26 protein-coding genes and 2 pseudogenes are annotated in these 23,510 nt (G+C 53.0%); 7 read left to right on the top strand and 21 right to left on the bottom strand.

Features of this window, described 5'->3' with window-relative positions; genetic code table 11:
* Positions 1-115: 115 nt before the first annotated feature.
* The 3 genes from GYMC52_RS08395 (at position 116) to GYMC52_RS08385 (ending at position 3,354) form a co-directional block, all read left to right on the top strand.
* On the top strand, positions 116-2,209 hold the full coding sequence (locus GYMC52_RS08395) for a DNA topoisomerase III (protein ID WP_013523745.1): 2,094 nt from the start codon (positions 116-118) through the stop codon (positions 2,207-2,209).
* Between the two features lie 120 nt (positions 2,210-2,329).
* Positions 2,330-2,527 (top strand): hypothetical protein, encoded by a 198-nt coding sequence (locus GYMC52_RS08390; RefSeq protein WP_013523744.1) that lies wholly within the window; start codon positions 2,330-2,332, stop codon positions 2,525-2,527.
* Positions 2,527-3,354, top strand: coding sequence for a serine/threonine protein kinase (locus GYMC52_RS08385; RefSeq protein ID WP_013523743.1), 828 nt, complete (start codon positions 2,527-2,529; stop codon positions 3,352-3,354). The genes GYMC52_RS08390 and GYMC52_RS08385 overlap by 1 nt, the downstream gene beginning before the upstream one ends.
* 242 nt (positions 3,355-3,596) lie before the next feature.
* Here GYMC52_RS08385 and GYMC52_RS08380 read toward each other — a convergent pair whose 3' ends face one another.
* From GYMC52_RS08380 to GYMC52_RS08370, 3 genes are all read right to left on the bottom strand, one after another.
* Complete coding sequence (locus tag GYMC52_RS08380) at positions 3,597-4,376, bottom strand: enoyl-CoA hydratase/isomerase family protein (protein WP_013523742.1); 780 nt, start codon at positions 4,374-4,376, stop codon at positions 3,597-3,599.
* Positions 4,377-4,415: 39 nt separating this feature from the next.
* Positions 4,416-5,186: an SDR family NAD(P)-dependent oxidoreductase gene (locus GYMC52_RS08375; protein WP_013523741.1), complete on the bottom strand. Its 771-nt coding sequence runs from the start codon at positions 5,184-5,186 to the stop codon at positions 4,416-4,418.
* A 74-nt stretch (positions 5,187-5,260) separates the two neighbouring features.
* The gene (locus tag GYMC52_RS08370) at positions 5,261-6,013 is read right to left on the bottom strand and encodes an SDR family NAD(P)-dependent oxidoreductase (protein ID WP_013523740.1); all 753 of its coding nucleotides are present in this window, start codon (positions 6,011-6,013) and stop codon (positions 5,261-5,263) included.
* Positions 6,014-6,362: 349 nt separating this feature from the next.
* On the opposite strand from GYMC52_RS08370, the gene GYMC52_RS08360 reads away from it, so the two are divergent.
* Both GYMC52_RS08360 and GYMC52_RS08355 read left to right on the top strand, forming a co-directional pair.
* A complete protein-coding gene (locus GYMC52_RS08360; protein WP_013523739.1) occupies positions 6,363-6,560 on the top strand; it encodes a hypothetical protein in 198 nt (65 codons plus the stop codon).
* Between the two features lie 301 nt (positions 6,561-6,861).
* Complete coding sequence (locus tag GYMC52_RS08355) at positions 6,862-8,013, top strand: Ger(x)C family spore germination protein (protein ID WP_013523738.1); 1,152 nt, start codon at positions 6,862-6,864, stop codon at positions 8,011-8,013.
* 90 nt (positions 8,014-8,103) lie between these two features.
* Here the strand turns inward: GYMC52_RS08355 and GYMC52_RS08350 are convergent, their stop codons facing one another.
* From GYMC52_RS08350 to GYMC52_RS08325, 7 genes and pseudogenes are all read right to left on the bottom strand, one after another.
* Positions 8,104-8,886, bottom strand: a complete 783-nt coding sequence (locus GYMC52_RS08350) for an ABC transporter ATP-binding protein (protein WP_013523737.1) — start codon at positions 8,884-8,886, stop codon at positions 8,104-8,106.
* Positions 8,883-9,962, bottom strand: coding sequence for a nitric oxide synthase oxygenase (locus GYMC52_RS08345; RefSeq protein ID WP_216700527.1), 1,080 nt, complete (start codon positions 9,960-9,962; stop codon positions 8,883-8,885). The genes GYMC52_RS08350 and GYMC52_RS08345 overlap by 4 nt, the downstream gene beginning before the upstream one ends.
* A 53-nt stretch (positions 9,963-10,015) precedes the next feature.
* The gene (locus GYMC52_RS19870; RefSeq protein WP_021321380.1) at positions 10,016-10,180 is read right to left on the bottom strand and encodes a hypothetical protein; all 165 of its coding nucleotides are present in this window, start codon (positions 10,178-10,180) and stop codon (positions 10,016-10,018) included.
* A gap of 159 nt (positions 10,181-10,339) precedes the next feature.
* Complete coding sequence (locus GYMC52_RS08340) at positions 10,340-12,457, bottom strand: YhgE/Pip domain-containing protein (protein WP_013523735.1); 2,118 nt, start codon at positions 12,455-12,457, stop codon at positions 10,340-10,342.
* A gap of 87 nt (positions 12,458-12,544) precedes the next feature.
* Positions 12,545-12,979, bottom strand: coding sequence for a DMT family transporter (locus GYMC52_RS08335; RefSeq protein ID WP_013523734.1), 435 nt, complete (start codon positions 12,977-12,979; stop codon positions 12,545-12,547).
* A gap of 69 nt (positions 12,980-13,048) precedes the next feature.
* Complete coding sequence (locus GYMC52_RS19755) at positions 13,049-13,339, bottom strand: hypothetical protein (protein WP_173346436.1); 291 nt, start codon at positions 13,337-13,339, stop codon at positions 13,049-13,051.
* 98 nt (positions 13,340-13,437) lie between these two features.
* Positions 13,438-13,965, bottom strand: a pseudogene (locus tag GYMC52_RS08325) (chromate transporter); the annotation flags it as partial.
* A gap of 16 nt (positions 13,966-13,981) precedes the next feature.
* Between GYMC52_RS08325 and GYMC52_RS08320 the strand changes: the two are divergent.
* Positions 13,982-14,488: a QueT transporter family protein gene (locus GYMC52_RS08320; RefSeq protein WP_013523733.1), complete on the top strand. Its 507-nt coding sequence runs from the start codon at positions 13,982-13,984 to the stop codon at positions 14,486-14,488.
* A 10-nt stretch (positions 14,489-14,498) separates the two neighbouring features.
* Here the strand turns inward: GYMC52_RS08320 and GYMC52_RS19965 are convergent, their stop codons facing one another.
* Together GYMC52_RS19965 and GYMC52_RS08310 are read right to left on the bottom strand one after the other, a co-directional pair.
* Positions 14,499-14,642, bottom strand: coding sequence for a hypothetical protein (locus tag GYMC52_RS19965; protein ID WP_230982753.1), 144 nt, complete (start codon positions 14,640-14,642; stop codon positions 14,499-14,501).
* 260 nt (positions 14,643-14,902) lie between these two features.
* Positions 14,903-15,055, bottom strand: a pseudogene (locus tag GYMC52_RS08310) (multidrug resistance efflux transporter family protein); the annotation flags it as partial.
* Positions 15,056-15,357: 302 nt separating this feature from the next.
* Here GYMC52_RS08310 and GYMC52_RS08305 point away from each other — a divergent pair.
* A complete protein-coding gene (locus GYMC52_RS08305) occupies positions 15,358-15,801 on the top strand; it encodes an OsmC family protein (RefSeq protein ID WP_013523732.1) in 444 nt (147 codons plus the stop codon).
* 191 nt (positions 15,802-15,992) lie between these two features.
* Here the strand turns inward: GYMC52_RS08305 and GYMC52_RS08300 are convergent, their stop codons facing one another.
* The 9 genes from GYMC52_RS08300 to GYMC52_RS08260 form a co-directional block, all read right to left on the bottom strand.
* Positions 15,993-17,207, bottom strand: a complete 1,215-nt coding sequence (locus GYMC52_RS08300; RefSeq protein WP_013523731.1) for an ABC transporter substrate-binding protein — start codon at positions 17,205-17,207, stop codon at positions 15,993-15,995.
* Positions 17,208-17,333: 126 nt separating this feature from the next.
* Positions 17,334-18,041, bottom strand: coding sequence for an ABC transporter ATP-binding protein (locus GYMC52_RS08295; RefSeq protein WP_013523730.1), 708 nt, complete (start codon positions 18,039-18,041; stop codon positions 17,334-17,336).
* Entirely contained in the window at positions 18,034-18,798 is a 765-nt protein-coding gene (locus GYMC52_RS08290; RefSeq protein WP_013523729.1) for an ABC transporter ATP-binding protein, read from the bottom strand. Before GYMC52_RS08290 ends, GYMC52_RS08295 begins: the two co-directional genes overlap by 8 nt.
* A 2-nt stretch (positions 18,799-18,800) precedes the next feature.
* Positions 18,801-19,838, bottom strand: coding sequence for a branched-chain amino acid ABC transporter permease (locus GYMC52_RS08285; protein WP_011231156.1), 1,038 nt, complete (start codon positions 19,836-19,838; stop codon positions 18,801-18,803).
* Complete coding sequence (locus tag GYMC52_RS08280; protein ID WP_011231155.1) at positions 19,838-20,701, bottom strand: branched-chain amino acid ABC transporter permease; 864 nt, start codon at positions 20,699-20,701, stop codon at positions 19,838-19,840. The genes GYMC52_RS08285 and GYMC52_RS08280 overlap by 1 nt, the downstream gene beginning before the upstream one ends.
* Positions 20,702-20,760: 59 nt before the next feature.
* Positions 20,761-21,387 (bottom strand): TetR/AcrR family transcriptional regulator, encoded by a 627-nt coding sequence (locus GYMC52_RS08275; RefSeq protein ID WP_011231154.1) that lies wholly within the window; start codon positions 21,385-21,387, stop codon positions 20,761-20,763.
* A 20-nt stretch (positions 21,388-21,407) separates the two neighbouring features.
* Positions 21,408-22,577 carry a thiolase family protein gene (locus GYMC52_RS08270; RefSeq protein WP_013523728.1) on the bottom strand — a complete coding sequence of 390 codons (1,170 nt, stop codon included), beginning with the start codon at positions 22,575-22,577 and terminating at the stop codon, positions 21,408-21,410.
* 80 nt (positions 22,578-22,657) lie between these two features.
* A complete protein-coding gene (locus GYMC52_RS08265; RefSeq protein ID WP_013145371.1) occupies positions 22,658-23,062 on the bottom strand; it encodes a MaoC family dehydratase in 405 nt (134 codons plus the stop codon).
* A complete protein-coding gene (locus tag GYMC52_RS08260; RefSeq protein ID WP_013523727.1) occupies positions 23,059-23,508 on the bottom strand; it encodes a MaoC family dehydratase N-terminal domain-containing protein in 450 nt (149 codons plus the stop codon). Before GYMC52_RS08260 ends, GYMC52_RS08265 begins: the two co-directional genes overlap by 4 nt.
* Positions 23,509-23,510 lie beyond the last annotated feature (2 nt).

Below are 23,510 nucleotides of genomic sequence, written 5' to 3'. Positions count from 1 at the left end.
CAAGGCGTCTTGTCCCGCCAAGGAGACAAACCTTGGCGGATGCGTCTTTTTCATTCTTCCTTTATACTAAGAAGCAGACTGTGCTCATGTGGAGACGACAGAAAGGGGTTTATCGATGAAATCGCTCGTGTTAGCGGAAAAGCCGAGCGTCGCTCGCGACATCGCCCGCGTGCTCGGCTGCAAAGAAACGCATAAACCATATTTTGAAGGGCCGCGCTACATCGTCACCTGGGCGCTCGGCCATTTAGTTGAGCTGAAGATGCCGGAAGACTACGACCGGAAATATGAAACATGGCGGCTGGAGGACTTGCCGATCATCCCAAAGAAAATGGGCTTGAAAGTCATCCGGCAAACGAGCCACCAGTTTCGCGCCATTGAACGGTTGGCGAAACGACCGGATGTGAAAGATGTCATCATCGCGACCGACGCGGGCCGTGAAGGGGAGCTTGTGGCGCGCTGGATTTTAGAGATGATCGGTTGGACGAAGCCGATTTGGCGGCTATGGATTTCGTCGCAAACCGACCGCGCCATCCGCGACGGCTTCCGCCAACTCAAGCCCGGGGCGCAATTTGACCGGCTGTATCAATCGGCCGTCTGCCGCGCCGAAGCCGACTGGCTGATCGGGTTAAACGTCTCGCGCGCCTTGACGACAAAATACAACGATCCGCTTTCGGCCGGGCGCGTGCAGACGCCAACGCTCGCGATGATCATCGAGCGCGAACGCGAGATCCAATCGTTCGTTCCCGTGCCATATTGGACGATTCGGGCGAAGATCGGTTCCATCACGGCCGTATGGGAGCGGCATGGAGGACATCGTCTGTTTGACCAAGACGAAGCGAAGCAGCTGCTCGCCCGCCTTGACGGTCAGCCGGCGCGCGTCGTGTCCGTCAAGCGGAAACGAAAAAGCGAGCCCGCCCCGCTGCCGTATGATTTAACCGAGCTGCAGCGGGACGCGAACAAGCGGTTTGGCTTTTCGGCGAAAAAGACGCTCTCGGTGTTGCAGCGGCTGTATGAACAACACAAACTCGTCACGTACCCGCGCACCGATTCGCGTTATTTGCCAAGCGATATGGAAGCGACGATGACCGAGCGGTTGTTGGCGATGAAATCCGGTTATGAGGACGTCATCGCTCCGCTCCTTGCCAAAGGCAAAGCCAAAGCAGCCAAGCGGGTATTTAACGATGACAAAGTGACCGATCATCACGCCATCGTTCCAACGGATGAGCGGCTCAACCTTAGCAGGCTGTCGACTGATGAGCGCAAGCTGTATGATCTCATCGCCCGTCGCTTTTTGGCGCTGTTTTTCCCGCCGTATGAATCCGAAACAACGACAGCTGTCTTTGACATCGGCGGCGAAATGTTTGTCGCCAAGGAGACGGCGGTTGTGAACTTCGGATTTAAAGCGGTTCTCGGCAAAGAAGAAACGGATGCCAAACCGACGTTGTCACACCTCGCAGAAGGTCAGACGCTCCCATCGGTGCAGCTTGAGAGGGAACAATCGTTCACCGAACCGCCCGCCCGTTATTCGGAAGCTGATTTGCTCGCGCAAATGGAGAAATACGGGCTCGGCACGCCGGCGACAAGAGCGGACATCATCGAACGGCTGGTTGAAACCGAAGTGGTCGAGCGAAAAGACGGACGGTTTTATCCGACGAAAAAAGGGAAACAGCTGATTGAGCTCGTCAATGAAGAGCTGAAATCGCCGGAATTGACCGCCCGCTGGGAGCGGGAGCTGGAGGCGATCGCCCGCGGGAAAGGAAATCCACAACAATTTTTGGCCAACATCCGCCGGCAAACGCAGCAGCTCGTTGCCGAAATCAAGCAAAGCGAGCAGGTATACAAAGCGCCAAACCTCACGAATCTCACATGCCCAGAATGCGGTGCGCTTTTAAAAGAGCGGAAAACGAAAGACGGACGGATGCTTGTCTGCTCGAACTTAGCGTGCCGCTACCGCCGCCGGCGCGACCCGAAACTGTCGAACCGCCGTTGCCCGCAATGCCACCGGCGCATGGAAATGCATGAAGGAAAAGCAGGAATGTATTTCCAATGCCGCCCGTGCAATATTGTCGAAAAAGCGGACGAGACCAAACGCATCGCCGCAAAAGGAAGCGAACGGGCGCTTCTCAAAAAATACAGTCCGGCCAACGAATCGTTTGGCACGAGTTTAGGGGAGCTGCTCAAACAGGCGTTGAACGAAAAAAAGGAATGAGGTTGCCACACCGCGCTAGGGGCTAATGCCCCTGGCGGTTTCTTTTTCATCTTTGAATCTGAAACTTCCTTCTCATTGCCTCGTATATATAGGTAAATCTATCACAAAGGAGCGATCTCGATGTTGAAAAAATGGCTAAAAGCACTTTTCGGCCATCCCCATCATCCGTCGCACTACCATAAACATTACAGCAGCAGCGACCACCATTATTACAACCCGACGTATCACTCGCACCATCACCCGTCCCAGTACGGACACCATCACTACAAAAAGAAACATCATAGCGGCAGTTTCTTCTCGAGCTTCTTCGGCAGCTGATGAAACGTTTGTTCGAACGCCATCCGCTCATCGCCCGCTGGTTTGACCGGCCGCATCGGAACGGAAATATACTCCATGGCCGCTATGAAGTCATCGAAGAGCTCGGGATGGGAAGCTACGGCATCGCCTACAAAGGTCGCGATCACCTGACAGGACGTCTTGTCGTCATCAAACAAGCGCGGCGGACAAAAGGAGAAGACGGCCGCGGCTTGCTTCGGCGCGAAGCTGACGTGCTCGCCCGCCTGCGCCACCCGCAAATTCCGATGCTGTATGATCGGTTTGTGGAGCGCGGACAGCCGCATCTCGTGATGGAGTATATCGACGGAGAAACGGTGGAAGACCGGATTTTCAAGCTGGAAGCCAAGTACACGGAACAAGAGGCGTTTCGATTGTTAAAGGAGGTGCTTGAGGTCGTCCGGCACGTCCATGCTTTCGGCATCGTCCACCGCGATTTGCGCATCCCGAACATCATTTGGCGCGATGGAACGGCGGCGATCATCGATTTCGGCTTGGCCTGCCGCATCGGCGAACCGGTGGATTTCCGCGATGACGACCCGCTGGAAAAGCGGCTGCGGCGCGAACCGCATCCACGAAGCGATTTCTATGCCCTTGGACACTTCACCTTGTTTTTATTGTATTCTGCCTATGAACCGACAAGTGACGAGGAAAAAAGCTGGGAAGAAGAACTTGACTTATCCCCGAACGCCCACAGGATCTTGCGGAAAATGCTGCAGCTGGATGCGCCGTATGACCATGTTGACAAGTTGATCGACGACGTGGATCAGTTGCTCGCAGAACCCATCCGGAATCAAGCAGGGGCGCTTTGACGTTTGATCGCACCGTTCCCCGACCAACCAGAGGGTGTCCCAAAAGGATCGGGACACCCTTTCTTATTACCGTATATAGGTATAAAACAATCATTAAGAAACAATATGTTGTGTTTGGTTAAGGAAAATGACCCTTTTGGGTCAGCCCCATGTTTCATTTGAGGCGAAGTGAAAACAAAATACGCCCCGTCTCCCGCTGATGGAGAAACAGGGCGCAGCGCTCTTTCGGCACTGCCGCTCGCTTATTTTCCTTGGAACACCGGGCTCCGTTTCTCTTTAAACGCCGCCACCCCTTCGCGATGGTCTTCGGTTTCCACCATCAGCCCTTGAACGAGACGCTCTTCTTCGAGAATCTCCTCGAGTGTCGCGGTCAGCGCGTGCTCAATTAGCCGTTTTTGTTTTCCGATGGCTTTCGTGGGCCCGCACGCCAGCTTCGAGGCGAGCGATTCTGTCGCCTCGCGCAGTTTCTCAGCTGGGACGACCTCGCTTAGGACGCCCAATTCATACAGGCGACGGGCTGGAATCGGATCGGCGGTGAAGAAAAACTGTTTCGCCAAATGCGGACCGACAAGCCGCGGGAGCCAATACGACCCGCCACCGTCGGAGACAAGGCCGACTTTCGCAAAGCTCAAAATGAATTGACTGTCTTCGGCCGCGAGGATCAAATCGCAAGCCAGCGCCAAATTGAACCCGGCTCCGGCCGCCACGCCGTGCACGGCGGCCATGATCGGTTTCTCGCATGATTTCATCGCCAAAATGAGCCGATTAAGTCGGCCGATATGCTCATACGCCTGCGGGGCGCTCGACTGCCCCATCGTTTTCACATCCCCGCCGGCGCAAAACGCCCGCCCAGCGCCGGATAAGACGATGACGCGGACGGCATCATCCGCCGCGGCGCGTTCGATTTCATCCGTCAGTCCGGCAATCATCTCCGGGCTGAAGGCATTGAGCCGCTCCGGGCGATTCAGCGTCAACCATAATACAGAACCGGATTGTTCCACAAGCAAATGCGAGGTTTCCATATTCCTTTCCTCTCCTTTTCCATTTTGGACTTTTCAGTTTCATTTGATGAGCCATCCGCCATCGACCAACACATCAGAGCCGGTCATGTACGACGCTTCCGAGGAGGCAAGAAACGCAATGACGTTCGCAATTTCCTCCGGCGTCCCGACTCGGCCCAAGGCGGTATTGCGCTCGATGGCTTTCACAAACCGCTCGTTTTGCAGTCCGCGCTCGGTAAGCGGCGTCTCGACAAAACCGGGCGAGACGGAATTGACGCGGATGCCATACGGCGCCAGCTCCAAAGCGAGCGATTTGGTCAAGTTGATGACCCCTGCTTTCGCCGCGCTGTAGTGCGGAATTTCCGCCCCGGCCTGATGGCCGGACAATGACGCTACGTTCACAATCGCCCGATTGGCGCGCTCGCGTTTTGCCCCTTCGATCATCAGCGAAGCGAACGCCTGCGACACAAGAAACACGCTTTTGATGTTGATGCGTTGGACGTCATCCCACTCTTGTTCCGTCAACTCAAGCCATCTCGCATGAGTGGAGATGCCGGCGTTATTGACAAGCACATGCAAGTCGCCGTACCGCTGTCGGACATACTCGGCCAATGCTTGCACTTGTTCGCGGTCGGTGACATCCGCCGCAAACCGGTCAACGCCCCCCGGCGTCCCGAGACGTGTGATTTCTTCCGCAGCCTCCTCCAGTTTCGCTGCTGTACGGCCGACAAGCACGACAGCGGCTCCTTCTTTCGCCAAACGGAGAGCCGCCGCCTTGCCGATGCCGCTGCCTCCTCCTGTGACCACGGCCACGGTATTCAAAAAACGCATCGTTTTCCTCTCCCCTCATTTCTGTTGCTAGCCTAGCGGTTAGGGCGTGCCCTTCTTTTTTCAAACTTCGGCCGCTAAAACGTCAGCCCGCCACCGTCAACCGATAATGTTGCGCCGGTGATAAACGACGCTTCATCGGACGCCAAAAACAACACCGCGTTTGCCACTTCCTCTGGCGTCCCGATGCGGCCGAGGGCGTTCGCCTTCGAGATGATCGGCCATTTGCGCTCATCTTGTTTCCACGGAGTAATGATGTTCGTATCAATGACCCCCGGCGCAATGGCGTTGACGCGAATGTTAAATTTCCCGTATTCCAATGCGGCATTTTGGGTTAACAAAATGACACCTGCTTTTGATGCGTTGTAGGCGGCTTGATATTTTTTTCCCTTCAGCCCGAGCAGGCTGGCCGTGTTGACAATCGCCCCGCCCCCGGATGCTTTCAGTGCCGGCACCGCGTATTTGATGCCAAGAAACACGCCCTTTAAGTTGACATTAATGACCCGGTCCCACTCTTCTTCAGACAAGTCGGTGCTCCGCACTTCCGAATGGCCGATGCCGGCATTATTAAAGAGAATATGTAGGCCGCCAAAGGCATCAACCGCCGTTTGGACAAGGCGGCTCACTTGCTTGGAATCGGCTACGTCCGTTTGGACAAAAATCGCCTCCCCTCCTTTTTCCCGAATCAGGCGGACCGTTTCTTCCCCTCCTTCCTCATTGATGTCGCTCACCGCCACTTTGGCGCCTTCTTCCGCAAAGCGAATCGCCGTCGCCCGGCCGATGCCGCTCGCGCCGCCGGTGACAATCGCCGCTTTTCCTTTTAGCCTCATGATCTTCCCGCCTTTCGATTGGCTTCTGAATCCGTTTTCAACAGATGATATACCAACCAGTTAGTATGTTGTTTCTTTTATTATACATCACATTTAGAATATTTTAAACATTTTTATTATCTCTCGCCGAGAAGACCCCCACATCCACGCGTGAACGTAAGTGGAGGATGAGTGGCCAAGCTTTATGAGAAAATCACGAACTGCCGGAACGATTTCCTGCACAAACGGTCCACCCGCCTCATCCGCGAAAACCAAGTGGTGTGCGTGAAGGAGTGGACGGAAAAGGATGTAATTTCCATTTATAAAGTCTCCATCAATGGCCATACTAAAAACATGGAGGTGTTGATTCATGAGAGAGCCTTGGGAAGAACGCGGCGCCACTTCCAGCCTGCCGCGCTATACCCCGGGAATCGGCGTTCCCGATGAAATGAGCCCGATTCGCGACATCGCCCGCGGTTTTGAAAACGGTCGGCCGCCGGTTATCGAAGTGACGCCAGCTGACAGCCGCCAAGAGGCGGATGGCATCCATCTTCCGCCTGTTAACTGAGCATTTTGAGCCGCTAGGAAATGGAACGCTCTCCCATCTAATACAAAGGCGTAAAGGTGGGAGATTGTTGGATACACTTGCCCCACAACTATTTGCCAGCCTAGCCATCCCCATGCGTTCCACGGTTAGGCTGTTTTACTCTCAAAGACAGCAAATCCAGCCTTTCCTAACAGGATATTCTAGGCGGGGGCTCATCCCGATCATCTTTCTCCCACTTACGCTCATTCATGGAAGTTGGGGACCTTCTTGGTTCAAAATGATAAAATGGATCAATGTGAAAATGGGAGGAGGACCATTTCCTATGTACCTCCGTCTTGTTGCCGTGGGGCTGATGACATTGCTGCTCAGCGGCTGTTGGGGAAACCGGAATATTGATCAAATCGTCTATATTCACTCAATCGGCATTGACTATGATCATCGTCAATTCGTCTTGTACGTACAGCTCATCAACTTCAGCGGATTGGCAAAAGCAGAGTATGGCGGAGGAAGGCAGACCGAAGCCGTGGCCATTGGCCGGTCGGCAGGAGAAACACCCGAAATCGCCGCGCATGAACTTTACACGTCCATCCAGCAAATGGTCTCGTGGGGACACGTCAAGAGTATTGTGTTTACGAAACGGGCGTTGAAAAAAGAAGTGGTGCGAGGAGTGATCGATTTATTAACGAGGTATCATGAGATCCGGCACACCATTTGGGTTTATGCGACTGACGCTTCATTGACTGATGTCTTTAAAGCTACTCCATTATTGCATGCTTCTTCGTATCTGTCCATGCTAACGAATCCGGAAGAACTTTTCAGGCAAAGCTCCTTCATTCGCCCGCTTCGGTTTAACCGTCTGATTGCGATCAGCGATGAACGCAGCGCAACGCTTCGAATTCCGTATATTACCCTTGACCCTGCTAGTTGGACAGAAGATACGAAAAAAAAGAAAATGCTGTCCCTTAGCGGTGTGTGCTTTTTGCATGATTACGAACTACAACAATGCACGGACCGTGAGAAGCTGTTAGGGGTTCGTTGGACAGAACGGGATGTGATCCGAACGCCCATTTACGTGAAAGAAGGACGGCAAACGGTTGCCTCTCTTGTCGTTCGTCATCCGAAACCGAAATGGTCGGTTCTTTCGACCAAAGATGGTCCTGCGTTTCAGTTGACCATCCAAGCTCAAGGAAGTCTGATCGAGCTGCGCCGGCCGTTGTCAAGAGAACGGCTGGCTAAGCTGGCGGCGCAAACGGTGAAACAGGAAATCCAACAAGCCTATGAATGGGGAGTCAATCGAAACATTGACGTGCTGAATGTATCAGACCAATTATACCGCAGCAACGTTCATAAATGGAGACAATGGGAACAAAACGGCATAATCCCATTAAAAAAGAAAACCATTCGAAACATTTCCGTCCATCTTTCCATCGGCTCTTCCGGCAAGGAAAAACTGGATTATCGTGCAGGCGACTAGATGGTTGTTACATGCTTTTGCGCGTTTTTACGGTTGGAAGGGCTCCCGGTATGGTTTTCGCACCTTAGGGAGCCGGTAGTCCATCCGTCTTCAACGTCCAATCGACACCCACGGCCGGCCGTCTTCCCAATGAACGCGGATCGGAAGGCGAAACGCTTCTGAAAGCCGCTCGTCGGTTAACACTTCCTCTTTTTGGCCAGCCGCAAGGATGCGCCCGTCTTGCAAAAGCAAGACATGGGTAATGGAGTCGACGATTTCTTCGATATAATGGGTGACGTATAAGAGATGGCACGGCTGAGTGACGATCTGTCCGATCAATGCTAAAATTTCTTCGCGGGCCAATAAGTCAAGGCCGACCGTCGGCTCGTCCAAAATGAGCAGCTTCGGATTCGCCATCAACGCTCGGGCGATCAATGTTTTTCGCTTTTCTCCTTGCGACAACGTTGCGTACCGCTTTTCTTGGACAGCTTCGAGGCAGAAAGACTCGATTAACGATTGCGCTTCGGACCGATCGTCCTCAGTGACGGCATCGTACAGGCCAATCGTTGCAAACTTGCCGCTGATGACAATATCTTCGACTGTTTCGGCTTGCAAGGTATCATAAAACTGATCAAGCGAGCTGCTCACAAACCCGATATGCCGGCGCAATTCCCACAAGCTCGCCTGTCCAAACCGATAGCCCAATACTTCAACATCCCCGCGCGTCGGGTACTGATAGCCGGTGACGATATTGAGAAGCGATGTTTTCCCGGAGCCGTTTAGGCCAAGAATCGCCCATTGCTCGCCTTCTTTCACCTCCCAGTTTATATCACGCAAAATCATGCGCCCTCCTCTTGCCCATGACACATCGCGCATGCGAATGATGACGGTCATTGTTCCTCTCCCCTTTGTCGTTCGTATGGACGGTCCTGATAGAAAAAGTTGGGCAACATGGTCGTGTTGTCATAAGTTCGGTGAAAAATGTGCGTTGTCGCCGGAGAAAGAGGCGGAATCAGCCATGTCCAATCGCCGGTGACATGGCGGCCGGCTGCTTTCTCTTGCTGTTCAAACAACTGAAATTGGCGCGCGGCGGTATGATGATCAACGATGCTGACGCCCGCCTTTTTGTAGGAATACAAAACAGCGATATTCAATTCGACCAACGCCTTGTCTTTCCATAATGATGCGTTGGAGTTGGTGTCAAGCCCCATGCAAGAGGCCACTTTCGGAAGCATGTTGTAGCGATAATCATCGGCAAAATTGCGGGCTCCAATCTCCGTACCCATGTACCACCCGTTAAACGGTGCTGCCATATAGCGAATGCCGCCAATTTCTAGACACATATCTGAAATAATCGGGACCGCGTACCATTTTAACTGCAGATCGCGAAACCACGGAAACTCCGGATGTTCAATTGGCACCTCAAGCACCAATTCTTTAGGGATCGGCGTCCAAACAGGCTTCTGGCCGCCTACCTGGATCACCAAGGGCAACACGTCAAAAGGCGTTTTCTCCCCCTTCCACCCAAGCTGTTCACAGGCGCGGGTGAACGTGAGGGAGGATGAGTCGCCGATGATCCCTTCTTCGGTTTCATAACCGGCATAACGAATCAGTTGATGATTCCAAATGCGCACTTCCCCATTTGGACGGAAGATCGTGATCGTCGGCCGGATTTTCCCGCCATTGGTCGCAAACTCAATATGATGGAATAGATAAGAAAAAACCTCGTCTACGGTAACCGCCTCTCTCGCATCAATGACATAGAGCGATTGCCAAAACAAGCGGCCGATGCAACGGTTGCTGTGGCGCCAAGCCATCTTAGCCCCATAGCTTAACTCTTCGTACGTATGGCTGTATGTGCCGGTTTGTTCCACTTCCCAACGGATTTCGTTCAACCGCCGCCTCATTTCTTGCTCACTTTTTCCAAGCTCCCGATAGCTTGCCATGATAAACTGTTCGGCTTTTTTCATCAACTGCCCATCATGCTGTCTGACCCTTGTTTGATTCATATCACTCTCGATGTTTACCATATATGCTTCTTTTTCCTCCACTTTCGATCGATTGGACTTTTCGCCGTCATTCCAATTCCAATCAAGAAACAAATTCCCCCGACCCACCACATTTGCTCGATAAACATCGAAATCGCCAAAAAAATGAGCGCAAAACCAAGCAGTCGACGGATCGACATGATTCTCTCCCCTTTTCCCCGCCATCGAGCGCTCTCCCATCGCGCAAAAGCAGCAGTGAACAATGCTTGGGAGGCGTCTATCCTACGGGGCAATTGAGAATGAAGCAACGCTCTCGTCCCTATTGTAACAGATGCTTCCATAAAGAGAACAGACAATTTTCAATGAAACAAACCACTTTGAACAGCTTTTTCCTTCAGCACGCGCATCCATGGGTTTAATGAGCCTTTCAACAAAAGTCCGGCCAAAAGGGCGGCAACGGCAAACAAGAGAAGCCGCTTGACATCATGCTCAACATTTTCCCATACGATCCCGCCGACCGCCTCGCGCATTACATCAATGGCATAGGTAAACGGCAGCCAAGGGTTTAATTGCTGAAAGAACGGAGGAATCAGCTCAATCGGATACGTGCCTCCCGCTCCGGCAATTTGCAAGACGAGCAACACAATCGCCATCGCTTTTCCCACATTGCCGAACAAGGAAACAAGCGAAAAAACCACCGCCATAAAGACAAAGCTGCACAAAAGGCCGAACGTCATGAACCATCCCGGCTCACGGACGAAAATATTCGGCAAGATGAAAGCCGCTCCAGCTGTCACGACCATCGCCTGCAAAGCATTCAGCGTCCAAAAGGTCAACAGCCGTCCGGCATATCTTTCCCGCTCATTCGCTTCCGAAAACGAAGAAGGATCCGTCGACAAGACGGAAACAAGCAACAAACATCCTACCCATATGGCCAGCACCGTGTAAAATGGATTCATGCCCGAACCATAGTTCGGCAGCGGGAAAAGGCGGAACGTTTTGACGTCAACCGGGTGGGCCAAAAAGTCGCCTTTCGCCTGTGGATCTTGTTTCAACAAGCGAATCAGTTCGTCGATGTTGGTTTCTCTTTTGATTTTCGATAGGAAGGCGGCCAGCTCGCGGACCTGGCGGGAGAGAAATGGATATTGAGCCTGTGCGGTCTTTAGCGCTTGTTGCGCGGCCGCTAAATCACGATCTGTGTTTGACAACCATTGCTCTGCCTCATTTAACGCTTGATCCATGCGAAGAAGCGTTTGTTTCGCTTGTCGCACCTGTTCCCCTGTTTGATTCCATTTTGCCCGCAGCATAGGCAGCAGCCGTTGGCGATATGCTTGATCAAGTTGCTGCGCCTGTGCGTCCAATAAGGCCATTTGTTCACGCAGGTGAGTGATCTTCTCTTCGACGCCTGTTGGATGTTGTTTCACTAGCGCCGCTGTTTCTTGAATAGACGCTAGCGTCTGCTCGATACGGCTGACTGTGCGCTGCACAGGTTGAAGAGAAGAGGAATCAATCGTCCCCTCCCATGTTCTCAACGTTCGTCGCAATTGCTGAACCAATGGGCTCGCGTCTGTTGCAGCCTGTTGGATGAGAGCCGCCCAACGCGCTTGCTTTTCCGGTGTATCGAGGGACTGTGGCGTCTGCTCTGCAAAGGAATAGAGCGCATGAACCGCCATTTCCACCGGCTTTTCCCATAAGTGCGATGAAGCATTGACTTGCATGAACAACTTCTCAACGCGGCCTGTCCATTCTAAACCGCGCCGCACCGTTGCTCTGGCAGCCGGCAGAAGCTCGCGGCCTGTACGAACTAGTGATCTTGCCTCTCCCACATCGCGATCTAGGGCTTTCAATTGTCGTTGAATCGTTGGCAATTCGTTTTCCAAACGAAACACGAACGCTTCAACGCGGCGAATGGTGGGAAGCTGCTGTTCGAGCGTCACTCCCGCTTGGTGGAACAAGGAAAACAATGCGGTATTGACCACCCTTACAAACTCATCGCTGACTCGCGCTGACAATGTACTTGCTCCGCGCTCCGTGATTTTGGGAGCGATGGCGTTCCGTTTGTCGTTTTCATAATAGTAAATAACCGCCCTTTTCGGACGTTTCTGCACTACAGTGGCTAATTTGGCCGAGAAATCAGCCGGAATGACGATCGTCGCAAAGTAGTCTCCCCTCCGAACGCCTTCCATTCCTTTTTTCCGCGTGACAAATCGCCATCCCAACTGGTGGTTGTTTTTTAAGGTCTTGACGATCTCATCGCCGGCGTGAAACCGGTGACCGGTCAACTCCGCCCCTCGGTCTTCGTTCACGACGCCGACCGGTAAATCCTCTGTATGGGCATAAGGGTCAATCGAAGCCTCTACATTGATCCAAGCGTAAAGCGATGGAAGAACGATCAGACCGAGAGCCAATATGGATGCGGCCCAGTTGGTCGTGAGATGTTTCAAATCGCTCATATAAATGCGCCATGCCTGTTTCACTTTGATCCGCTTCCTTTCAAGTCGATCATGCTGTTGTTAGTATGAACGGATCACGGAAAACTAAACCAACTTGGCCAGTCCTGTTGTTCATTTGCGGAAAAAAAGCCAAAGCGCCAAAAACAAACAGGCTATAGCAGCGAGGCGCGTCATGTCAAACGGAATGCGCTGTCCCCCGAATAACCCGAAGTGATCAATGATCGAGCTCATGACGAGCTGGCCGGCGATCACGGCTCCCAGAGAGTTGGCGACGCCGACTTTCGGAACGATCAGCACCATGACAAACACATAAAAAGCGCCGAGAATGCCGCCCGTCAGCTGCCATTTCGGCACAGAAAACATGGCCAGCAATTCTCCTTTTCCGAAAAACAATTGCACTAAAAATAAGACGATCGTTCCGATTAAAAACGACACGAACGCCCCTTCCAACACACCAATCCGCTTGCCGAGGCCGCCGTTCACTCCTGCCTGTACGGAGACAGCCATCCCGGCCATTAGAGCGAGCAGCATCCATACCCACTTCATCGACTCCCCCTCCTTTTGCCTATATACGCCTGCGGATCAGGCGGCGAGCTTTCCTTTCAGCGCACAGCCCTATGCCATGCCGGCGCTCTTTTGTTTCTGCCGCCTCGGTATCGCTTCCATGCAAACGAAAACCATTTGATCAAGCTCATCACTAATACACTGGCGCCGGCCATTAAGGAAACGAGGTTGACGATCGACGCCATCGTGCTCGCCACGACGGTCGGCGGCGGCTGGATTGCTTGCGGCGCAGATCGCACTCGGCCCCTTGTTGTCTGGTTTGACCTCCCGCCTGCTATTGTGACCATCCATTTTCTCATAGCGTTTCTCTTGGCTGGCGCTGCTGTTGATCGATCTATGCATCTATTTGCATCTGCCGGCTATTGCAACGGCAAAGCCAAACACGTCGTTGTCCATTTTCGGACGATAATGAAAAGCCGCCATCATGGTGCTTAGGGCGATCAGCCGAGCCAAGCGCGCAGCCATCCGCCGACGAACGAAACAAGGACGACCGTCCATGCTGGCCACTTCCACACAACAAGAAGAAGAAAATCCCCAAGGGAAAACGCCAAATCGGCCGGTCCCTTCACCGCTTTCGTCCAGATCGGGTCATACAGCGCCGCAAGCAAAATCCCGACCACAGCGGCGTTAATGCCGGCAAGCGCCGCTTGGAAGCGTGGATGACGGCGAAGCCAGTGCCAAAACGGAAACGCGCCAAGAACGAGCAAAAAGGATGGAAGAAAAATGGCTGTGGTAGCCACTAGCGCTCCCTTCCAGCCCAACGCCGCCATTCCAATATACGCGGCAAACGTAAACAGCGGCCCAGGGACGGCTTGGGCGGCGCTGTAGCCGGCTAAAAACTGATTGGCGGTCACCCACCCTTGCGGCACCACTTCCGCCTCCAAGAGCGGCAACACGACATGCCCGCCGCCAAACACGAGCGCCCCAGCGCGGTAAAAGCTGTCAAACAGCGCCAAAAGCGGTGAATGGATCCGAGAGGACGTTATGAACATTCGGATCATAGCGGCAAATGGCTTGATCGCCGCCGTGTATATCGCGGTGACGGCGCTCATTCAGCCGTTTGGCTTTACGAATATTCAGTTTCGCGTGTCAGAAATATTGAATCACTTGGTCGTGTTCCGCAAAACATACGCCATCGGCATTGTGCTTGGCGTGTTTTTCGCCAACTGGTTTTTCTCGCCGATCGCCGCGTATGATCTCGTATTTGGCGTTGGCCAGTCGGTGTTGGCGCTGCTCATCACGATCGTCTCTATGCGGTATGTCCGAAACGTTTGGGCGCGCATGACCGTCAATACGCTGTCATTTACTGTGACTATGGCCATTATCGCCTTCGAATTGAAACTGGCGCTCGGCTTTCCGTTTTGGCTCACATGGCTGACGACGGCCATCAGCGAGTTGGTCGTCATGGCCATCGGCGCGCCGATCATGTATGCCGTCGGCCGCCGGATCGCTCCAGAAGCCTTCCGGGCCGCTGACGGCCGCAACGACTGACCAAGTGTTCCTACGGCATCGAGCGCACCGCCCATTCGATGATCAATGAACAGACGGCAAGCAGCAGCGACGTCGCTGTCATCGTTTTTAACATGTACCGCAGCTTTGGGTGAATGTTTTGGCAAAAACGAAGGATGATGAAGCTCGCAACCATCCCGCCCATACAGCGAGGCCAATTGGGGTCGTGAGCACAGTCCAGTCGCTTATCCAGCAGCAAATGACAACAACATGACAAGCCAAAAGCAAATACACGATCGTCCTCATGGTTCTCTTCCCACCTGATAGGAGTGCCGGGTTTTCGGAACGGAGGGCGACGACCGTTTCACCGTCTTTGCAGCCTCGAAGCTATGCCAACAAATCCCCACCACAATGACCGCTAAGCCGACAAACGCCAAGCCGTTCGGAAATGGAGCCGATAATAACAGCACTTAACAGCGGAACCATAAAGAAAAAACGAAGTGACGAGCTCCACGTCCAACTTCCGCCAGCTAGCTCCATAGACCGGTTCAATATGAACGTAACGGCAAAAAAGAACGAGGCGGCAAGGCCGAGCGCCATTTCCTGCATGGTTGGTCTCTTCCCTCCTGTGATTAGATTCATCATGTGGCAGAGCAGTTTTATTTTATCGCATTATTGAAAATTTTTCTATTTGTTTTCTTTGATTATTTAGAACATAGTTTTTTATGATAAGAAGTACACAATAAGAATTGATCAACCCGAAACAGTGCTTCCAGGCGGCAATCCTATCATTACCGCATCCATTCTTCTTTCCGTCACCTCCGTTTTCTTTAAATTCTTACTTATCAAATAGGGATTTATGTATTATTCTTAATTTATCTATTATTCCTATTTATCAGGAGGTTTTTTTCATGCCTAAGCTTACCTTTTCCTCTGATGTCAAATGGTCTGGCGAAGGAGTACGCTCGGTGGCTGACATTAACGGCAAACAAGTCATCATTGACGAACCCCCATCCTTGGGAGGCACCGATCAGGGGCCGAATCCCGTAGAGTTGGTCCTAGCTGCACTAGGCGGTTGCATCAATGTACTGGTCTCTCTGTTTGCCAGCCATCACGGGGTCGAACTGAAAGGAGTTCAAGTACACGTAGAAGGGGATTTAGATCCCGATGGCTTTATGGAGAAAGCGGACGTTCGGCCTGGATTCTTAGAAATTCGTTACCATATTGATATCGACTCTCCTTCCGATCCAAAAAACGTCCAAGCTTTGATTGAACACGTTGAACGTGTCTGCCCGGTAAAAGACACCCTAAGGGGCGTACCCACGGTGTCTATAACGAATCAAAAAACGTCATAATGCGAAAATGGAAAAGGCTGTCTGGAAAAAGTCGTGCGATGACCTTTTCAGACAGCCTCTCTATTGCTCCATCCATATACCGCTCCATCTACGGATCCTTGAGAAGATGCACACTTCAGGGCTCATGCAAAGAGCATTCCCATTGAAAGCCCGATGATAAGGTTCCTCTGCTTATCAGTCTGCATGGTGTATTATTGTTTTATTAACTCAATCGGCACAATTTTTCCATTTTCCACCGCAGCCACGACGATTTCCGATTCAAATCCGCCATCGTCGCCGATGCTTGGGACGTTATACACTTTCTTTTCTGCCGGAATGTTTTTCAAGCCGTCATTCATATGTTCGCGGATGGCTTGTGGGTCATCGACGGTGCCTGCGGCTTTCATCGCCTCGACGAAAGCGTAAAGCGCCAAATAGTTGTAAGCGGCTTCCGATCCCGGATCTTCATTGAACTTTGCCCGATAGTTTTTCACAAACTCTGGAACCGCGGGTTGATCCGACTCGACAAGCGGCATGACGCCGATCGAACCTTCAAGCATGTCATAAGAGCCCGTCACCCGTTTCATCTCATCGAGTTTCGCCTGATCCATAATGATAAAGCCGCCTTTAAAGCCAAGTTCACGCGCTTGTTTCGCCACTTTTGCCGTCGGTTCCGACGGTCCACCGATAAACAAGACATCCGGCTTTTCTTTCAATGCATTCGTCACGATCGTAAAGAAGTCGGTGTCTTTCGTAAAATCAATCGATGATTTGTAGACAACTTTTCCGCCTTGTTTTTCCCAATACGGCAACAGTTTTTCTGTCCAGTCTTTCCCGTATTGCGTCGCCGTCGGCAAGGCGGCCAGTTTCTTGCCGAAATGCTTCATGGCATAATCGGTAAAAGTCGGGATGTAGCCGTCATAGCGCGGCGGAATGCGCACGGTCAGCTTATTGCCCGTTTGTGTAATTTTCGGCTCACTCGTATACGCCGCGATGATGAAATTGTCCGTTTGGTTGAACACTTGCAGCGCCATGACGCCACCGCTGTGCGGCGTGAAAATGATCGGCGTATGATGCTCTTGCACAAGGCGTTTGGCGTTCGCTGCCGTTTCGTTTGGCAAATATTTGTCATCTAATGGGACGAGGTTAATTTTGTATTTCTTTCCTTTCACCTCAAAGCCGCCGCTGTTGTTGATTTCCTCGGCCGCCATTTTCAAGCCGTTTAACGTCCGTTGGCCATAATAGGCGGCCGGGCCGCTCAGCGGGCCGCTGTAGCCGATGTTGACCGTGCCCGTTTCACCGCTGCCTCCTCCGCTATTGTTTCCGCCGTTGGCGTTATTGCTGCTTGGCGAATTGTTGCACGCCGCAAGCATAAGCATCATGATGGCCGCGATCATAGCGGCGATGGACCATTTTCTTTTTTTCATTCTACTCCCCCCTATTGATGATTTATTATTGTGAATATTTAGATAATATTTGACACACCCGTTATTCACCCCCTTTCAGTGCCATCTCCTCTCCTTGCTTTCGCTGATGGACAAGGATGAGGCCTATCATGAACCAATGTACGCCTTGCGGACATCGTCGTTGGCGAGCAGCTCGTCCGCCGTCCCTGAGGCAACGATCGTTCCATTTTCAAACACATAGCCTCGATGGGCGATCGACAGCGCCGCATGAGCGTTTTGTTCCGCCAACAAAATCGTTGTTCCTCCCTCATTGATTTGCTTAATCGTCGCAAACATCTGCTCGACAATCAACGGGGCGAGTCCGATTGACGGCTCATCAAGCAAGAGCACCGCAGGACGTGACATTAAGGCGCGTCCGATGGCGAGCATTTGCTGCTGGCCGCCGCTTAACGACCCGGCTGGCGCGTTTTGCTTGTCGCGCAAAATCGGAAACAGTTCGTATACATGTTCAATCGAGCGGCGGATGCCTTCTTTGTCCTTCCGATGGACGTAAGCGCCCATCAGCAAGTTTTCGTATACACTCATGCGCGGAAACAGTTTGCGCCCTTCCGCGCATTGCACGACGCCGCGCCCGACGATGCGGTCAGGAGGCAGCGAATCAATGCGCTCGCCATCGAGGCGGATTTCCCCCCGCACTGGTTTGTGCAGCCCGCTGATCGTGCGAAACAATGTGCTTTTCCCGGCCCCGTTGGCGCCAAGCAAAACGGCGATCTCCCCTCGCTTGACGGAAAACGTCACATCGCGAATGGCCGTAAAACTCCCGTAGCGGACGGATACGTTCGCAACTTCAAGCAATGGCGCTCCCTCCTAAATACGCTTGAATGACCGCCTCGTTGTTTCGCACTTCCTCGGGCGTTCCTTCAGTGATTTTTTCTCCGTAGTTTAACACCATAATGCGGTCGGCAATTTTCATGATCATCGACATTTTGTGCTCAATCAGGCAAACGGTCAGGCCGCCTTCTACCATTTTGACGATCAACTCCTCAAGCCCTTCCGTTTCATCCGGGTTGATGCCGGCTGCCGGTTCATCAAGCAGCACGAGCTCCGGATCGGTCGCCAAGGCAAGCGCGAACGCCACCCGCTTTTTCTGCTCCTGCGACAAGTTGGCCACCATCCGATCCGCCACATGGGTTAGACCGACAAAGTCGAGCACTTCCATCGCTTTTTCTTTGCATGCCTGTTCCTCGCGGCGGTGCCGTTTCGTGCGCAAAATGGCATCAAATAAGTTGGATGACGTGCGGAGACGATGGCCGATGATGACGTTGTCGATCACCGTCGCCTGTTCAAACAAGTGAGTCGTTTGAAACGTGCGGGCGATGCCGAGCTTCGCCCGTTCGTTTGCCGGCAGGCGGGTAATATCGCGCCCTTTGAACGTAATCGTCCCTGACGTCGGCCGGTACAAGCCGCTGATTAAATTGAAAAACGTCGATTTGCCGGCTCCGTTTGGGCCGATGATGGCGTTGATCTTCCCTTGCTCGACGGAAAAGGTGACATCGTTGACCGCCAGAAGCCCGCCAAACCGCTTCGTCAACCGTTCAACGTGCAAAAGCATCGTTATCCCTCCTCTGCGTGCCGCTCGCCTCGTCCTTGGCTCGAGACGGCCAGTTCCGCAGCAACTCGGTTCGCTTCTGGATCGAGACGGCGCGCTTCTTCACGCTTTGCTTTCAAACGGATGACCCCCCCGGCAATGCCGTGTGGGTAAAAGATGATGAGCAACGTCAGCACCGGACCGAAAATCAACATCCGGTAATCTTGCAAAAACTGCAATTGTTGGGACAGAAACGTAATCAGCAACGTCCCGACGACCGGACCGGCGAGCGTGCCAATCCCACCGACAAGCAAATACGTTAAAAAGTCGAACATGACGCTGACGTACGCAATGTCCGGGCCAAGAAAGCGGATGAACGATGCGTACAGCGCTCCGGCAAGCGATGTAAAAAAGACCGAGAGAACAAACGAGGCGAGTTTGTTTTTCATCGTCGAGATGCCAAGCGTCAACGCGAGCTCCTCACTGTTGCGAATGGCGATGTACGTCCGTCCGGTCAACGAATAGACAAGGCGGTACATGGTGAAGATGACCGCAACCAAGAAGCATAACACCAAATAATATTGGGCGACGGGCGTTTGAAACGAGAGCGGACCGATGTCAGCCGGCGCCGGGATGCCGATAAACCCGCGCACTCCGCCGGTTAAACTGTCCCATTTGTCAATGATCAAATAGATAATATAGCCCACACAAAGCGTATAAATGGCGAAAAAGTGCTCTTTCGTCCGCAGCGCAACAAGCCCGATGACGGCCCCAAGCAACGTGGTGAACAAACAAGCAAGCACGAAAGCCAACCAAAACGGCACGCCGGCTTTCACCGTCAAAATGCCAAGCGCATACGCGCCAATCGCAAAAAACCCGGCGTGGGCAAGCGACAAATAACCAGTATAGCCAGCAAATAAATTCAGCCCGTAAACAGCGATCATCCAAATGAAGGAGATCGTCATCATGTGCAAGTAATAGCTGTTGGTGACAAGCAACGGAAAGGCAAGCGCCAGCGCCGCAAGAACGGCGATCCATAAGCGCCGGTTGGCGAATACAGCCATCAATGTCCCTCCTTGGCAAACAGTCCGTTCGGTTTGACCGTTAAAATGATGACGAGGATGGCAAAAGCGATAATGTCTTTGTAGTCGTTCGACACATACGTCGCTCCCAAGCTTTCGCTGAATCCCAAAATATAGCCGCCGACAATGGCGCCTGGAATGCTTCCCATACCGCCGAGAATGATGATGACAAACGCTTTCAAGATGACAAGATGGCCCATGCCGGGAAACACGAGGTTGATCGGCGAAGCGAGCGACGCGGCGAGCGCGGCCAAACTGCCGGAAAGGAAAAACGTCAGCATGGCGACTTTATTCGTGTTAATGCCGACCAAATTCGCCCCTTCGCGGTTTTGCGCCATCGCGATGATGGAAGACCCGATGAACGTCTTTTTCAAGAAGAGGTAAAGCAAGATCATGATGATGACAGCGGATGCGATGATGAGGATGCGTTGAACCGTCAAGGTCAAGCCGAAAATGCTGACAACGTCGCCGTATGGGGTTGGCATCGTCTGGTAGTCCGCCCCCCAGACGAACTGGGCGAATGCCTCCAAAAACAACAAAATGCCAATCGCCGCAATTTTGTCATGGAGCGGCGGTGCGTCGCGAAGCGGATAAAACACAAGCCGTTCCATCAATACACCGAGCATCCCGACCGCGGCCATCGACACGACAACGGCCAACCCGTACGGCAGCCCGGCTTTCGTCATCGCAGTGAGCGTGACATAACCACCCATCATATATAACGCGCCGTGGGCAAAGTTTGGAATGTGCAAAATGCCATAAACAAGCGTCAAACCTAACGCGACAAGGCTGTAAACGCTTCCAACTGTCAGCCCGTTTAACAGCTGCTGGATGAATAGCTCCATCCCGATCCCCCTTTTTGTTTGCCGTTTGGCCAGACCATCAAAGCGGCGCGGCCGATCTTTCATTCGGTCTGGCCGCCCGAATTGCCTGGCTCCGCCTCATTTCGACCGCTTTCTCCAGCTCTTGGCGCCTTTATGCCGTGCAAAATGAAATCAACGAAAATGTCCGTCAGTTCTTCTTCAGAGATGCCTCCGTCAGGCCGGAACCAATAATAGCTCCAGTTGGTGATGCCAAGCAGGCCAAACGTAATCATTTCTGCATGAAGCGATGGCTTGAATTCCCCGCGGGCGATCCCTTCTCGAACCAGCTGTTCATACCGCTTGCGAAACAACCGCCGCTTGGCGCGGATTTCCGCCAAATGGTCATCAGCCAAATGCCGCATTTCGCGGAAGAAAATGCGGGCGCTTTTCTTCCGTGTGCGGATATTGCAGATGACCATATGGACGATGGCCCGCAATTTCTCCGTGCAGCTTTTCTCGGGATCTTGGACAATGCAGGCTTGCTGCCGAAGCAAATCGTCCAGATAGGAAACACAAATATCACATAGCAACTCCTCTTTGCTTTTGTAATAGTAGTAAAAGGCCCCCTTCGTTGCCCCGATCGCTTCGACGATTTCCTGCACCGACGTTTCTTTGAATCCTTTGCGTTCGAACAACTCTATGGCAACTTCCCTTAATTTTTCTTTCATCCTCCACGGTCTCCAATGCGTCATTCTCTCTCAATGATGGTCGCAATGCCTTGACCGCCGCCGATGCACGCGGTAATGAGCGCGTATTTCCCTCCGCGGCGCTTCAGTTCATACACCGCTTTTGTGATCAAAATCGCCCCCGTCGCGCCGAGCGGATGGCCATGGGCGATGGCGCCGCCGTTTATGTTCACTTTTTCGGGATCCATCTCAAGCTCACGGTCGCAGGCGATCACTTGCGCGGCAAACGCTTCATTGATTTCAATGATGTCCATCTCATCAAGCGTCAGCCCCGCCTTTTCAAGCACTTTTCTTGTCGCCGGCACCGGGCCAATGCCCATGATGTTCGGATCAACTCCGGCGACCGCATGGGCGCGGATGACGGCAAGCGGCTTTAAGCCAAGCTCCTCTGCTTTTTCCCGCGACATGATGACGAGCGCCGACGCCCCGTCGTTCAATCCGGAACTGTTCCCGGCCGTCACCGTTCCGCCTTCCAAAAACGCCGGCGGCAGTTTTGCGAGCGCTTCCATGGTTGTGTTTGGCCGCGGATGTTCGTCCGTATCGAAGATGAACGGCTCCCCTTTTTTCACCGGCACGGCAATGGGCACAATTTGCTCGTCAAATCGCCCTTCCTGCATGGCGCGCGCCATGCGCTGCTGGCTGCGCAAGGCGAATGCGTCTTGTTCTTCACGGCTGATGCCGTATTTTTTCGCTAAGTTTTCCGCCGTAATCCCCATCGGCGGATCGCCGATTTCTTTCGGCGATAGCTGCGATTTGCGGAAGCTTGGCGGCGTCGAGCTGTACGGTTTTTCCGGGCGGTCCATCAAATACGGCGCGCGGCTCATGCTTTCCACGCCGCCGGCAATATACACATCTCCGTCGCCGGCCCAAATGGCTTGCGCCGCTAAATTGACGGCGTTAATGCCCGAACCGCACTGCCGGTCGACCGTCACTCCCGTCAGCTCAAGCGACAGTCCGGTTTGCAGCGCGGTCAGTCGGGCGATATTGCCGCCGCCGCTTAGGACGTTGCCCATAATGACATCATCGACATGCTCCGGACCAATATTCGCCCGCCGCATCGCTTCTTTGATCACTTCCGCGCCGTAAATATGCGCCGGCATCGTCGCCAAAGCGCCACCTTGGCGGGCGATGGCCGTTCGTACGGCCGACACAATGACGGCATCTCGTCTCATCCTGACTCCTCCTCATCCCCTTTGTAGTACGAAACCCGGCAACTGGGCGTTCTCGATGTTGCCGGGCTCGCTGCCTTGCTTCATTCATACAGAGAAAACACGGCTTCGCCCTTAATGACTTCTTTTCCATGCTGGTTGACGGCGGCGACGGCAAAGCGGATCGCTTTCTTGTCTTTTTCCTTCACCGTTGCTTTTAAGGTGATGACATCGTTCAAAAACACCATCGACTGGAAGCGGACGAAATAGTCTTGGACAAACCCTTCTTCGTAGTACGGCGTAAACAGCTTCGCGAGGTTGCCCATCGTCCACATGCCGTGGGCGATAATGCCCGGCAGGCCGGCTTTTTTCGCCTCTTCATCGATCGTATGAATCGGGTTGTAGTCGCCTGATGCGCCGGCGTATTTGATTAAATCGAGCCGGGACACCGGTGCGAGCGTTACTTCAGGAAGCGACTCTCCGACTTGCCATTTGCGGATGCTCGTCATACGCTCATCGCCTTTCTAACCGCCTCGTTGATCATGATCGTCGAGGTGGAAGTGAAAATGAGATTTCCGTCAGCGTCCTCGCCGTTGTTGGCGATTACTAAAAAACCGAGCAGGCCCATGCTGCTTTGCTTTTCGAAGTAATCTTTCACTTCCGCATAGCAGTACAGCTCTTCGCCGACAAACAGCGGGCGCTCATAATGGAAGTGCTGTTCGCCATGGATGAGCCCTTTGGCCGGCAGCTTCAGCCCTTCAATGACGCCGTAGTCAAACACACGCGGAAACGTCGGCGGCGCAATGTTGCGCCCGTAGCGCGACCGTTTCCCTGTCTCTTCGTCCCAATAAATCGGGTTTGGATCGCCGATCGCCTCCGCAAACTTTTTCACCGCTCCGCGCTCAACGACATTTTTCACTTTCGCTGACCGTTTCCCGATGTCATGTTGGTACATGC

The sequence above is a fragment of the Geobacillus sp. Y412MC52 genome, assembly GCF_000174795.2.
Classification (GTDB): Bacteria; Bacillota; Bacilli; order Bacillales; family Anoxybacillaceae; genus Geobacillus; species Geobacillus thermoleovorans.
This window is presented reverse-complemented; position numbering and strand designations above follow the sequence as displayed.

Coding starts and splice junctions, on each gene's coding strand:
- GYMC52_RS08395 (WP_013523745.1), top strand. CDS start 116: ATGAAATCGCTCGTGTTAGCGGAAAAGCCGAGCGTCGCTCGCGACATC.
- GYMC52_RS08390 (WP_013523744.1), top strand. CDS start 2,330: ATGTTGAAAAAATGGCTAAAAGCACTTTTCGGCCATCCCCATCATCCG.
- GYMC52_RS08385 (WP_013523743.1), top strand. CDS start 2,527: ATGAAACGTTTGTTCGAACGCCATCCGCTCATCGCCCGCTGGTTTGAC.
- GYMC52_RS08380 (WP_013523742.1), bottom strand. CDS start 4,376: ATGGAAACCTCGCATTTGCTTGTGGAACAATCCGGTTCTGTATTATGG.
- GYMC52_RS08375 (WP_013523741.1), bottom strand. CDS start 5,186: ATGCGTTTTTTGAATACCGTGGCCGTGGTCACAGGAGGAGGCAGCGGC.
- GYMC52_RS08370 (WP_013523740.1), bottom strand. CDS start 6,013: ATGAGGCTAAAAGGAAAAGCGGCGATTGTCACCGGCGGCGCGAGCGGC.
- GYMC52_RS08360 (WP_013523739.1), top strand. CDS start 6,363: ATGAGAGAGCCTTGGGAAGAACGCGGCGCCACTTCCAGCCTGCCGCGC.
- GYMC52_RS08355 (WP_013523738.1), top strand. CDS start 6,862: ATGTACCTCCGTCTTGTTGCCGTGGGGCTGATGACATTGCTGCTCAGC.
- GYMC52_RS08350 (WP_013523737.1), bottom strand. CDS start 8,886: ATGACCGTCATCATTCGCATGCGCGATGTGTCATGGGCAAGAGGAGGG.
- GYMC52_RS08345 (WP_216700527.1), bottom strand. CDS start 9,962: ATGAAAAAAGCCGAACAGTTTATCATGGCAAGCTATCGGGAGCTTGGA.
- GYMC52_RS19870 (WP_021321380.1), bottom strand. CDS start 10,180: ATGTCGATCCGTCGACTGCTTGGTTTTGCGCTCATTTTTTTGGCGATT.
- GYMC52_RS08335 (WP_013523734.1), bottom strand. CDS start 12,979: ATGAAGTGGGTATGGATGCTGCTCGCTCTAATGGCCGGGATGGCTGTC.
- GYMC52_RS19755 (WP_173346436.1), bottom strand. CDS start 13,339: ATGCATAGATCGATCAACAGCAGCGCCAGCCAAGAGAAACGCTATGAG.
- GYMC52_RS08320 (WP_013523733.1), top strand. CDS start 13,982: ATGAACATTCGGATCATAGCGGCAAATGGCTTGATCGCCGCCGTGTAT.
- GYMC52_RS19965 (WP_230982753.1), bottom strand. CDS start 14,642: ATGGTTGCGAGCTTCATCATCCTTCGTTTTTGCCAAAACATTCACCCA.
- GYMC52_RS08305 (WP_013523732.1), top strand. CDS start 15,358: ATGCCTAAGCTTACCTTTTCCTCTGATGTCAAATGGTCTGGCGAAGGA.
- GYMC52_RS08300 (WP_013523731.1), bottom strand. CDS start 17,207: ATGAAAAAAAGAAAATGGTCCATCGCCGCTATGATCGCGGCCATCATG.
- GYMC52_RS08290 (WP_013523729.1), bottom strand. CDS start 18,798: ATGCTTTTGCACGTTGAACGGTTGACGAAGCGGTTTGGCGGGCTTCTG.
- GYMC52_RS08285 (WP_011231156.1), bottom strand. CDS start 19,838: ATGGCTGTATTCGCCAACCGGCGCTTATGGATCGCCGTTCTTGCGGCG.
- GYMC52_RS08280 (WP_011231155.1), bottom strand. CDS start 20,701: ATGGAGCTATTCATCCAGCAGCTGTTAAACGGGCTGACAGTTGGAAGC.
- GYMC52_RS08275 (WP_011231154.1), bottom strand. CDS start 21,387: ATGAAAGAAAAATTAAGGGAAGTTGCCATAGAGTTGTTCGAACGCAAA.
- GYMC52_RS08270 (WP_013523728.1), bottom strand. CDS start 22,577: ATGAGACGAGATGCCGTCATTGTGTCGGCCGTACGAACGGCCATCGCC.
- GYMC52_RS08265 (WP_013145371.1), bottom strand. CDS start 23,062: ATGACGAGCATCCGCAAATGGCAAGTCGGAGAGTCGCTTCCTGAAGTA.
- GYMC52_RS08260 (WP_013523727.1), bottom strand. CDS start 23,508: ATGTACCAACATGACATCGGGAAACGGTCAGCGAAAGTGAAAAATGTC.